15 protein-coding genes are annotated in these 12,133 nt (G+C 40.9%); all 15 read right to left on the bottom strand.

All coding sequences use genetic code 11. The features are described from left to right. Positions 1-5: 5 nt before the first annotated feature. The 15 genes from QDN89_RS13065 to QDN89_RS12995 all read right to left on the bottom strand — a co-directional run bounded on the left by QDN89_RS13065 (position 6) and on the right by QDN89_RS12995 (position 12,122). On the bottom strand, positions 6-1,265 hold the full coding sequence (locus tag QDN89_RS13065; protein ID WP_280770590.1) for a PTS ascorbate transporter subunit IIC: 1,260 nt from the start codon (positions 1,263-1,265) through the stop codon (positions 6-8). After that, on the bottom strand, positions 1,262-1,558 hold the full coding sequence (locus QDN89_RS13060; RefSeq protein WP_280770589.1) for a PTS sugar transporter subunit IIB: 297 nt from the start codon (positions 1,556-1,558) through the stop codon (positions 1,262-1,264). Before QDN89_RS13060 ends, QDN89_RS13065 begins: the two co-directional genes overlap by 4 nt. Next, positions 1,555-3,639, bottom strand: a complete 2,085-nt coding sequence (locus QDN89_RS13055) for a BglG family transcription antiterminator (protein WP_280770588.1) — start codon at positions 3,637-3,639, stop codon at positions 1,555-1,557. The genes QDN89_RS13060 and QDN89_RS13055 overlap by 4 nt, the downstream gene beginning before the upstream one ends. A 262-nt stretch (positions 3,640-3,901) precedes the next feature. Then, on the bottom strand, positions 3,902-4,648 hold the full coding sequence (locus QDN89_RS13050; protein WP_280770751.1) for a CoA-transferase subunit beta: 747 nt from the start codon (positions 4,646-4,648) through the stop codon (positions 3,902-3,904). Next, the gene (locus QDN89_RS13045; protein ID WP_280770587.1) at positions 4,648-5,532 is read right to left on the bottom strand and encodes a CoA transferase subunit A; all 885 of its coding nucleotides are present in this window, start codon (positions 5,530-5,532) and stop codon (positions 4,648-4,650) included. Before QDN89_RS13045 ends, QDN89_RS13050 begins: the two co-directional genes overlap by 1 nt. 17 nt (positions 5,533-5,549) lie before the next feature. After that, complete coding sequence (locus QDN89_RS13040; RefSeq protein WP_280770586.1) at positions 5,550-6,887, bottom strand: CoA-disulfide reductase; 1,338 nt, start codon at positions 6,885-6,887, stop codon at positions 5,550-5,552. Continuing rightward, positions 6,884-8,041, bottom strand: coding sequence for an extracellular solute-binding protein (locus tag QDN89_RS13035; protein WP_280770585.1), 1,158 nt, complete (start codon positions 8,039-8,041; stop codon positions 6,884-6,886). Before QDN89_RS13035 ends, QDN89_RS13040 begins: the two co-directional genes overlap by 4 nt. A 13-nt stretch (positions 8,042-8,054) precedes the next feature. Then, entirely contained in the window at positions 8,055-8,318 is a 264-nt protein-coding gene (locus tag QDN89_RS13030) for a EutN/CcmL family microcompartment protein (protein ID WP_280770584.1), read from the bottom strand. Between the two features lie 15 nt (positions 8,319-8,333). Next, complete coding sequence (locus QDN89_RS13025; protein ID WP_280770583.1) at positions 8,334-9,005, bottom strand: phosphate propanoyltransferase; 672 nt, start codon at positions 9,003-9,005, stop codon at positions 8,334-8,336. Between the two features lie 13 nt (positions 9,006-9,018). Next, a complete protein-coding gene (locus QDN89_RS13020; protein WP_280770582.1) occupies positions 9,019-9,300 on the bottom strand; it encodes a BMC domain-containing protein in 282 nt (93 codons plus the stop codon). 23 nt (positions 9,301-9,323) lie between these two features. After that, entirely contained in the window at positions 9,324-9,599 is a 276-nt protein-coding gene (locus QDN89_RS13015) for a BMC domain-containing protein (RefSeq protein ID WP_280770581.1), read from the bottom strand. After that, complete coding sequence (locus QDN89_RS13010) at positions 9,592-9,933, bottom strand: BMC domain-containing protein (RefSeq protein ID WP_280770580.1); 342 nt, start codon at positions 9,931-9,933, stop codon at positions 9,592-9,594. The genes QDN89_RS13015 and QDN89_RS13010 overlap by 8 nt, the downstream gene beginning before the upstream one ends. Continuing rightward, a complete protein-coding gene (locus tag QDN89_RS13005; RefSeq protein ID WP_280770579.1) occupies positions 9,930-10,220 on the bottom strand; it encodes a BMC domain-containing protein in 291 nt (96 codons plus the stop codon). Before QDN89_RS13005 ends, QDN89_RS13010 begins: the two co-directional genes overlap by 4 nt. 12 nt (positions 10,221-10,232) lie before the next feature. Then, on the bottom strand, positions 10,233-10,562 hold the full coding sequence (locus QDN89_RS13000) for a BMC domain-containing protein (RefSeq protein WP_280770578.1): 330 nt from the start codon (positions 10,560-10,562) through the stop codon (positions 10,233-10,235). Between the two features lie 15 nt (positions 10,563-10,577). Next, positions 10,578-12,122: an aldehyde dehydrogenase family protein gene (locus QDN89_RS12995; protein ID WP_280770577.1), complete on the bottom strand. Its 1,545-nt coding sequence runs from the start codon at positions 12,120-12,122 to the stop codon at positions 10,578-10,580. Positions 12,123-12,133 lie beyond the last annotated feature (11 nt).

The following is a 12,133-nucleotide window of genomic DNA, read 5'->3' as shown; positions in this document are numbered from 1 at the left end:
CCCCTTTATTGGAGTAACCAGCCTAGTAATATACCGATTATATTAAGATCAGAATCCCCATAAGTCGTCCTCATAAATCCCAGTTCTGACATGAACCCTAGTAAAAATAATGGAAGTACCGTAATCAGTACCCCATGAAGAGCTGTAGAAACAACCAAACCTTTTCCGCCACCTATTTTATAAGCAATGACTCCTGCTGCACCTCCAGCAAAGAAGTGAGGAATGACACCAGGAATAATAATTGTAAATTGCATGGAAGCCATTACAAACATCGAAACTAACCCTGCAAAAAAACTGATGAAAAAACCGAATATGGCAGCATATGGCGCATAGGTAAATAAAATTGGGGCATCAAGGGCAGGAATAGCATGTGGAATCCACCTTTCAGCAATCCCTTTAAAAGCAGGCACAATTTCTGAAAGCATCATTCGTACCCCTGTTAAAATCACATACATACCAGCTGTGAACCACATTGCTTGAATGACGGAAAAAATGAAGAAGTTTCGTCCTGAAAATAACTCTTGCATCATTGCTGGTCCTACGAATAAGCTCGAAATAAAGAAAAGCATAAAAGAAAAAAAGCTAATCATTAAAATATGATCATGCATTAACGGTTCCAATTTCTGAAGTGATTTAGGCATGGTTAAAGGTTGTTTCGGCGGTTTAAATAATTTGGCTACTGTTCCCGAAAGAACATATCCAATGCTATTGAAGTGAGCAATTGCAATCTGGTCATTTCCTACTGTTTTTCTCACAAAAGGTTGCGAAATTGCTGGAGCCAATGATAATGAAAGGGCAAGGACTCCTCCACCAACTACATAGTTTAACGTTGGCGTCAAAATAGAAGTCATTAATACGCTTGTAATTACAGAAGACATAAATAATATATGATGACCCGATAGAAAGATATATTTTATCGGAGTAAAACGAGCAATTAAAAAATGTCCTACCATCCCAATCAACATCATGATGGCCACTTCTTGTCCATAGTTTATTTGAACAAGAGCAGTAATCGCCTCATTATGGGGAATAATTCCAATAACTTGAAATCCTTCTTGAATCATTAACGTTAAATTAGACAAGGATGCTCCTGCTGCAGTAGCTCCAACTTGAAGAAGAATGTAACCAACCATTGTTTTTACGGTGCCACTGATCACTTCATGAAATTCAGCTTTAATTAAGATAAGTCCAATAAACGCCACCATTCCTAATAGAAAAGCAGGCTCTCCAAACACCCCTCTATTAATTAGGTCTGTTACATTCATACATCATCCAACCATTCTCGTAAGGCATCATTTTCTAGTAACGTGTTTCGAATATGAGCACTATCTGCGATATATGTAAGTGGAATCAATGCCACACTCTGCTGGGATGGTAAAGATGAAATGATCTGTTTCGCTCCAATAATCATCTCTGCATTGGAAAATCCAACAGCACTTACATCAGATTGTTCAATATAAACAGGAATGTTCCATTCTTTGAATATTTTTTTTAACTCCACCTTCAAAATGACACTCGTTCCTAGTCCACCTGAACACACGACAAGAACACGTCTCATTCAACCCCCCCCTCTCTTTCTCTTAGCCATTCCCAAATGACACTTGTTTGGCTTTCTATTTTTAATTTATTCGTAATCGTTGGTTTATTAACAGCATCAATTAATAACTCTACTGCTGGCAAATGGTCATGAGGATTTTTGGCAGCTAACAAAATCACCCACCAGACACGATCTTCATTTGGTCCAAACAGAATTGGTGGATCACAAGTCATCATACTGAAACCACTCTCTATTACTTGATCACTAGATAAATGAGGGAACACTATCCCCTCAGCAATTAAAAAATGGTGATCTTGATTCGTAATGTAATCAATTAATTCATCCGCGTATACGGGTGTTGTTTTGTTTAATTGAACTAAACATTCATTTAATTCTACCATCACTTTTTCCCAAGAAGAACGCTGTTGAGCAAGTAAAATACACGATGGATGGGAAAGAGAAGTGATGTTCCCTTTCGACGGTTGTGTTGTCCCTTTGAAATAATGATACAATTCGCGGAACATTTTCGACTCATTCTCTACTACTGCATGTTTTTTCACTAACTCATGAACCTGCTTCACAGTATTTATCACATCTACTTCATTCTTTTCTTCCATCTGAGAGACACCAAGTAACTCTTGAATTTTCGAAGTCTCAAAATCATTCAAAAAAGGACTAACCTTAAGCCAAGGAACGTCGACATTCATAAGAGAAACGGTGGAGAGAATCACATCTGTATTTTCTTTTGTTAACGATCGAACTTTATTGACAGAATAAACACCGTGTACCGATGCTTGAGGAAATTTTCTTCTTAGTGAACTTTCTAACAATGAGGATGTTCCAATTCCCGAGCTACAAACAATAGCAACTTTTTTCTTTGGCGTTGACACTCGGTTTTCTATCCCACTACATAAATGGATTGTTAAAAAACCAATCTCATGCTCATCGATCGACTCAAAAACACCTTTAAACTCAGCAAGGATAATCTCTTCGACAATAAGGATATACTCTTCGTAATCTTTCTTTAATTCATCTAGTAAAGCATTCTCAATTTGAAGACCATACTTCATTCTGTGAAATGCTGGTTTTAAGTGAAGAGCTAATCCTTCAATGATTTTTGGTTTATTCGAAAGCTTTACTTTTCCTTTCTTCTCAAACGCAAAAACAAGCCGTTCTGCCAATTCCAAAAATTTTATATCTCCTTTAAGACTATCATACTTTTTTTTCGCACTTATAAAATACAATGTTGAAAAAGCTACTTCTGATTTTGGAAGGAAGCAGGATAATGACTTTACAACGTATGCTTTCAAGTTTTTTTCGATCGCCTCATATTCACTAGTATCTAGTAATTTTTCTTTCTTATTTAACCATTCTGGGGGGAGAAAATGAGAATAAAACATACGTGAAAATTGAACGACTAAGACAATAAATAAATGATATAAACTAGACCCGGTATACTCAACATTCAACTCTGTTTCTATCCCTTGAATCACTTGAACAATTTCTTTTTCATCAATAAACCTAAAATAGCGATTCCAAATCAGTTCTATTTCTGTTTCTTCCATTTTGAACGTTACAAACAGATTCATTAGTTTTTCTTCTTCAAATAAATCCAACAATGTATCAATAAATAACCTTCTAATATTTATCTCTTCTCCGAAGAATTGTAATTTCCCTTTCGAACGGGATAACTTGAGACAATAATCACTTGCAGTAAAACGCTTCAATTCACTGATATCATTTTGCATCGTATTATGGCTGACATCAAACTTTTTTTCCATTGAAGATGCATCACTATCTCCTTGAAGGATCATAAGAATCATATGTCTCTTACGATTAGATCCACTTAAAAAAATAGGTTCGGATTCCAACCGTTCCAATAAGTCCTTTTTCTCTAGATCAGAAAGCACTAAGCGAGCACCATGCTTTCGATGCCTGTCCAACTCTATATTCGAATGTAACAACCACTCTTCTAAGCTAATCAAGTCCTGCCGGATACTTCTCAATGATAAATCATATCGATCAGTAAAAGACGTCATAGAAATATAATGATTGTTGTTTATTAAGTCATTCAACATTTCCCGTTGTCTAATCGTTAACATCGTTCTCTCCTTTTACTTTTAGCTTTGAAAATACTGTTTTAAATAACATATCACACATTTTATTAAGAAGGACGACTACTAGTAAAAAACTGATAAAAGGTGAATATATTCTTTTACATTTAGCATACAAATTGGAAAGCCTACCTTAATTCAGTATGATCTGGTTATTCATTTTCACTTCAATTAAGGTTATCTAAATATAAGAAACCTCAGCAAGCAGACCTTATCATTGTCTACTTGCTGAGGTTTTGGTAAAAAAGACTTAAAATTCCAATGACCTTACATTTTTAGGGTCAACACGTCGGAGAACACCCATTTCTTCTCGCGTCGGTGCTTTCGTGTATTCTATATGATCGTATTGCAGTTTAAAGCCTGTATTCTCCTGTACTTCTTCTACTGTCGTATTCGGATGGATGGCATCTAACATTAATCGACCATCCCTATAACCAAATACACAAAGAGGCGTTACGATCTTCCATAAGTTTCCTCGAGTTGTCACAAAGTCCACGTCTTCCACAAACGTTCGTCGGTCATGTTTCGTACGCCAAATAATCGCTTTTTTTGCTGTAGGAATTAAAACAGCACTTCCCGCTCCTCCTGGTAGCCTTACCTTCGGCTTTTTGTAAGGGCCAATGGTCGATGCATTCACATTTCCTTTCACATCAAATTGAATGCCACCTAAAAACGCGACATCCAACTTTCCCCTCATAGATAGATCGAAAACTTCAGCCAAAGAAAAAGAAGACTCTGCGCTTCGTAACAAATCTGGACCAGCGGACGAATATGTCGTCTCTCGTAAACTTGTAGGATTCACTCCTCCTGGAATATTCAAGTGTACGAGATTTGGCGCGTGTAACTGCTTAGCTAACTGCATAGCTACCATTGGAAGGTGCGATGAAACGCCATGAAATACCGTTTCGCGATCTTTCAGTAATCTTGCAATGACACAAGTCATCAAATCACTTATTTGCCATTCTTTATTTGTTGAATGAACATTGCCCTCATACATTACCACGACCTAACACCTCCGCTATTCCGCCCTTTTCCGATAAAAGATCGATCTGCCTTCTCATAAGTTTTAACCCACGACCGAAGATCTTCCATTGATTTCGTTTCAAGAAACGTCCGAAGTTCCATGTCCTGCACATCATACTTTCCTTCACACGAGCAAGGTTTCGCACCGTTAGGAACATGAACCACGGCATCGACCAAAAATCCGGGAATATCTACTTTTTCAGCGCCGCTGTTCAACTTCCCCTTTTTCACAACCGTTTCTGCCGTAATCACCACTCGTTTCGCCGCACGACTAATCAATATATCCTCGTATTGCGCCCCATGAATGATGGCATTCCCTTCTTCATCACACATATGCGCATGAATGACAGCTAGGTCCGGACGAATCGTCTTTACGAGCGTTACTCGTTCAACTTCGTCACCAGGATTCTCTTCAGCTGATTCTTCAAAAGGATTTTCTACAACCATAAAATAATCGTTCTCGACTAATAAATCTCCGTATTTTAACCCATGAACTGGCATAAACGGGACATTCATTACCGCTCCTCGTAACGCACAGATCACCGTATAACACGCATGTTCATTTGCTTTAACCTGTCCCGCTTCTACCGCCTTACGATAATAGCTCGCAAGCCCATACTTTGTCTCATAACTGACAAATCCCGCATGAACGGTATCCATTAAGCCGAATGCACACAAGAGATCCACATCAAGAGCAGCGGCTGTTTTTGCTACTTGTAACTGCTGCTTGTTTTGCCGGACCAACTCTCTCACAAATGCCATTGGCGCTCGGTGAAGGGCATTTCCGCTAAACGTCAATACGTCTCCATCCTTTACGAATGACTGGACTGCTTCTTCTAATCCCATCCGCTTCGACACGGTCACCAACTCCTCATTCATTTCACTGCATTGCTTGCAATATGCATCGCATCCCACACACCTGCAAACGGTGGTGCGTAACAAAAATCAACCATTCCAAACTGATCTGCCGTCATCTTTGCATGAATGGCTACTGCAAAAGCGTCGACTCGAAGAACAGCACCTTTTTCACCGACAACTTGAGCCCCTAGTAACCGTCGACTTCGTTTTTCACAAATTAACTTAATCCATAGCTGAGTAGCATTTGGGTAATAACCTGGATGATCCATCGATTCCACAAAAACAGTTGTGTAGTCGATCGCTAATGCTTTTGCTTCTTGTTCTGAAAGCCCGGTTCTTCCCATTTCCAAGTTAAAGATTTTAATCGCTGCGCTACCAAGTGTGCCTACATATTTTTCGTGAGATCCCGCTATATTCGCGCCAGCTAAACGACCACATTTGTTGGCATTCGTTCCTAACGGAATATAATCATTCTCTTCTTTTACCTTATGGTAAACTTCTGCACAGTCGCCTGCTGCAAAAATATCTTCTACATTCGTTCGCATTTCTCGATCAACGACAATTGCCCCATTTTTAGCGAGTTGAATACCGGTACCTTTCAAAAACGAAGTCGCCGGTCGAACACCCAGTGACAATAATACAAAATCCGTTTCATACGATCCGCGATTTGTCATGACACTGCGAACATTACCTAAAGAATCGCCTTCAAAACGTTCCAATCGCTCGTCTAAATGAAGAGACACGCCATGGTCAATCAGTTCTTTTTCTGCTTTCTCTGTCAGCTCTCTGTCAAATGGACGAAGAATGCGATCCTCCATCTCAATGATACGAACTTCCTTCCCTTGTGTTGTCAATGCCTCTGCCATCTCAATTCCAATGTATCCTCCACCGACAATCGTCACGTTTTGAACTTCAGGTTTCTCAATGATTCCCTTGATCTTTAATCCGTTTTGCATTGTTTTTAAAAGATGAATCCGCTCTAACTCAATACCAGGAAAATCTGGCACGATTGGAGCTGTACCAACAGAAATCATTAACCGGTCATAAGACTCCAAAAATACTTGTGACGTCTCTAAGTCCCTTACCATCAGCTGTTTTTTTGCAGGATCTACCTTCACGACTTCGTGTCGAAGTTTCACTTGAATGCCTACTTCATCAAACTGTTCTTTGGACCGAGCTATCATTTTTTGATGGTCGTCATTCTCATTTGAAATATAATAAGGTAATCCGCATGCACCATACGTCGTAAATGCTCCTCTTTCATAAACGATAATTTCTGCTTCCTTATTGAGACGTCGAAACTTCGAAGCTGCAGACATTCCGGCAGCTACTCCACCAATTACAAGCAACTTCATAGGCCCGGACTCCCTTTCTCTAGTTCTTCTATACGTGACTTAACATCTTGTATCGCAGCAACTGTTGATTTTTCTCCAACAAATGCCTTCCATATCTCATCATAAAACGGTTCCATGAATTCTCCCATCCTTTCACGAACAGGCAGGGGTTCTGCTACTTCATTCAATAACTTCTCTTGCACGTCATACCATGGATACTTCAATCGATCCGCTTCATACGAGCTTTTTCTAACTGGTGCTCCAGCAAATCGACCAACTTTCTTATCTACTCCAAGAGACGTTAAATACTGAAGGAAATCATGAACGTCATCCACTTGAGTACATGATCGATGAATCGCAAAACTCCAGGTCACATTCCACGCTGTTTGAACGACTGCAAAGCCAATATCTTCACGGTCTTCCATGCGTTCATCCATCACAAACCCTAATTGACCACCCCACGTCACAGCCATCGCACAATTTCTCTTCTGCAACTGCTCACGAACATCATCATTCCCGAACTTCTCTGTCCCTTCAACAGCAACATCACGTAACGAACAATAGTTGTCGAGTGCTTCTACTGCAGATTTATCATGCTTAAAAAGACTTTTTCCTTCTTCACTGAAGACATTTTCTCCTGCCTGCCTTAAGTACGGGAGGAAATCTAAGAATATCTCGCTCTTATCCCCCTTTAACGCAATCCCTTTCCAAACTCCATCATGCCCGTGACAAGCTCTTGCTGCTTCAATGATTGTGTCGGTATCGATCATTGACGGTAAGGAACCATATGCTTTTTCGACGACACTTTTTCGATACACGAGAATGTGCCCATCACAAAAAGAAGGATACAAATACCGTGTTCCGTCTACATACATTTCCTTCCTTACCAAAGGCATCACATCGTTTTCCATCGGATGATGAAATGGGAAGAGTCGACCTGCTTTGACAAAGTCCTTTAACCATAAATGGCCGGCAATCATCATCACGTCATAACCGAGATCTTCTTCAAAGGAACGAAGGAGGCGAGAATAATAAGTCTCAAATGGAACAATATCAAACACGATCTGAACGGCCATTTCTTGTTCATATTTTTGAATAATTTCTTGTGTTTCATCTGTGTACACAAAAACTGCTGGATCTGCTACAGCTAATACATGAATGGTTCTATGTTCCATGTTCCTCGCCTCCTTACTCGTTTTCGAAAACTGGTTCCTTGTCTAAAATTCCAATGACGAGCATGTCTATTGGTGCCTCACGCTGAAGCCCATATTGCACTGACTGTCCCGATGTCAACAAGACATGTTCTCCTCGCCCTGCTCCGATATTATCCGCAGCAACAACATACTTCGGCTCTTTCGTATGTTTTAACTCAATGACGAGTAACTTATAGCCTTGCAATCCTTCATACTTTCGACTCGAAATGACATTGGAAATTACTTTGCCTATCAACATGTTCGTCACCCTCCGTTATTCCGTAATCAACTTAACCTTACCTTGACCATTAATCATAAATGCATTGGCATCATCCGTATCAATATGCATATCGAGCGCATAGGTATCCTTCACTCGGATCGTCACATTTTTCATGACGCCCGCTTTTTCACCAAACACTTCGACTGCTACTTTCTGCCCATCAACAACGCGATACAGTTGCGCATCTTTAGGGGTCATGTGAATATGGCGATCAGCAATCATACACCCTTCATCTAACTGTAAACGTCGACCGTTTGGTCCAATAATCGTAATCGGTGCTGAACTAGCTAAATGACCGGAGTGTCTAACAGGAGGATCTAACCCTAATACTCGAGCGTCCTGTCTCGATACTTCCACCTGTGTCTGACCGCGAGTCGGTCCTAAAATGCGTACCCTTTCGATTGACATTCGAGGTCCTTCTATCGTCACTTGCTCTTCACAAGCGTATTGATTCGGCTGAGAAATTTGTTTGAAAGGCTTTAACTCATATCCCTCTCCATACAAATAAGCCACATGCTCCTTCGAGAGATGGATATGACGGGCAGAGACACTCACTGGAATCATTGCAGTGAGTTCTTTTGATCCCGTCACTTCCACTCCTTCTGCTCTCAATACATCCACTACCGAAGCGACGACCTCTCTTATGAGTTCCTCACGCTTCCCCATCTCTTTCACACCTTTACGATGACTGAATCATCGGTAAAATTTTTGCTACATCTTCATGAGGACGTGGAATAACATGGGCCGCAACTAACTCACCTGAACGCTGAACCGCTTCCGAGCCCACGTCGATCGCAGCTTTCACCGCGCCTACCTCTCCTTGTACGATGACTGTCACAAGACCCGATCCAATCTTTTCGCTTCCTACTATTTCTACGTTAGCTGCTTTCAACATCGCATCTGCCGCTTCAATTGCTGCTGTTAACCCTCTCGTTTCAATCATGCCTATGGAATGGTTCATTATTTCATTCTCCTCACTGTGTATTATTTACTTTTAGGAAGTAAGTGGCTAAGTTCATCATGCGGCCTTGGAATAACATGAACGGCTACGAGCTCTCCAATTCTCTGAGCTGCTTCAGCTCCAACTTCCGTTGCCGCTTTTACTGCACCAACATCCCCTTTAATAATGACGGAAACTAATCCAGAGCCTATCTTTTCACTTCCCACAACTTCGACATTAGCAGCTTTGAGCATGGCATCTGTTGCTTCAATCGCTGCCGTTAACCCTCTTGTTTCAATCATCCCTACTGATTCATTCATCTTCTTCATCCTCCTTTAAATTAAGGGTTTCCCCTGTCGGTTCTTCTTTCTTCCAAACGAGATAATCCATGATTTCTTTTGCGGGGTTGGTTATCAAGATTGCCCCTTTCAAATAAGACGATGTAATTTCAGGACTCACGTTTTTGACTAACTCAAGCGCTCCCTTTACATCGGAAATCCCACCACCAATGACCAACGTAACTAATCGTCCCCCTAAATAATTCTCACTGGACAGAAACGTCACGTTTGTCCCTTTGCATACTGCATCCAACAGCTGTGAGGCGATAGTAAAGTACTTTACTTCAATTAACCCAATCGCTTCATAGTTGGTCATGTTTCATCACCTTCTTCACGAGACTCCATCACGGTTAAACATCCCTCGTACGGTCTAGCAATCACTTTCGTAACAACTAACTCTCCGAAACGATGAGCTACTTCTTCCGCTACTTGAAGGGCAGCTTGTACCGAAGCCAAATCCCCTTTGATCGCAACTGTGACATACCCGGCACCAATCCTTTCCACTCGGTCCACCTTTACATAAGCGGCCTTCACCATCGCATCGGCACAAGCAGATGCGGCGATATAACCAATGACTTCAACAAACCCATAAGACTGATACATTGGCATCCTCCTTTACCTTGGTGCCTTCCGCTTCACTTTCCCAAGAGACAATAATCCACTCAATTCTTTCGACATGCTTGGTACCATTCTTATCATCACGTCTTTTTCCGGTATATACTTTATTGCCTCTAACTCAGCGATAGCCAATGCTTCTTTAACGTCAGAAATTCCACCTGAAAACTTAACCTGAACAACAACGGGAATGTGCGCTTGATCACCTGCTACAGGATTATTGCAATCAATGCCTTCAATCTTAATTTCTGCCGTCTTACACGCCTTATCCATCGCCGCCATCGCCACACTAAACCCTAAGACTTCGAGCATTCCTAGTGCTTGACTCATCCTTATCACCTGCACCTATCCTATAATTCGAAACCCGCCTTCTGCTAATACACAGCGTCGCTTTCTAGTAAACGATCTCGCAGACGTTACGCCTTCCCCTGTCGGTCCAGCAATGGTCATCGTTGTATATCCCTCACCACCGAAACCAACACCCGCTAATGACGATGCATTTTTCACAAATATTGTCGTTTCAATCGCACGTGCAAATGTCGACATACGATCCACATTTTTGGAGTGGATAACCGCCGTGTGTCGATTTCCATGCTCTGCAGAAACAGCTTTATCTACCGCTTCTTCAAAACTATCAACACGAACAATTGGTAACACTGGCATCATCTGCTCTAGTTGCACAAACGGATGCTCAAAGTCTACTTCACAAAGTAGTAATCTCGCATTCTCTTTACGAATGCCTATCTTCTGAAGAATCTTATTAGCACTCTGTCCAATCCATTCTTTTGATATATGATATGTTTTCTTCGTTTGTAAGGAGCAGCCAGGTGAAGCATTTTTATCTAATCTATCTTCTATCAATACAAGATTCATCACTTTCTCAAGCTCATCTCGATTCAAGACATAAGCGTCATGTTGCAGAAATTGATAGATTAAATCATCTGCTACCTCTTTAAGGACAAAAACTTCTTTCTCTGCAATACATAAAATATTATGATCAAATGAGGCTCCAAGAATAATCGACTTTGCTGCTTGTTCTAAATTCGCTGTTTCATCCACAATAACGGGAGGGTTTCCTGCACCAGCGCCAATCGCTTTTTTTCCTGATTGCAAAAGGGATCGGACCAATCCTTGCCCACCTGTTCCTACTAGTAACCTTACTTTCGGATGAGCTGCTAATTCTTTTAACGTCTCCAATGTCGGCTCTTCTATCATTGAAATCAAGTTTGCTGGTCCACCAGCATCAACGATGGCTCGATTGATTACACGAACTAAGTGCCCGCAAACTAACTTAGATGACGGATGGACATTAAATACAACAGAGTTCCCTGCAGCAATCATCGACAATCCATTGTTCACAATCGTTGTTGTCGGATTTGTAACGGGTGTCACTGCAACAATCACACCATATGGGGCATCTTCTACAATCGTCAATCCGTTATCTCCTGACATCGCCTCCGTGCGCAAATCTTCTACGCCTGGGGTTTTTGCTACGACTAACTCATGTTTTAAAACTTTATCCTCGATCGAACCTAATCCCGTCTCCTGAACAACGCGTTCAGACAAATCTCTTTTTTCTCTTAAAACAACGTCTTTTATCGCTTGCAACACTTTTGTTCGCCCATCAAGAGATATGTTTTTAACGAATGTTGCTTGAGCTTTTACTGACTGTTCGACTGCCTCATTCACATTTGTGAAAACACCATCATCATCTCTTTGATTCAAAGTTGAAGATGAATTTCCAGTTAAGGAAATCGCTTTCATTTTTTTCGGAATAATAGGAGAGGAAGTTGTTTGATGAGCGATTCCTTCTCGTCCATCGAGTTCCCTCTCCACATTTTCCATGACAGACTGAACAATCTTTTGAAGCGCTTCTTCAGAAATTGACATGGTCGCACCTC

This window comes from Salipaludibacillus daqingensis, assembly GCF_029891575.1.
Classification (GTDB): domain Bacteria; phylum Bacillota; class Bacilli; order Bacillales; family Salisediminibacteriaceae; genus Salipaludibacillus; species Salipaludibacillus daqingensis.
This window is presented reverse-complemented; position numbering and strand designations above follow the sequence as displayed.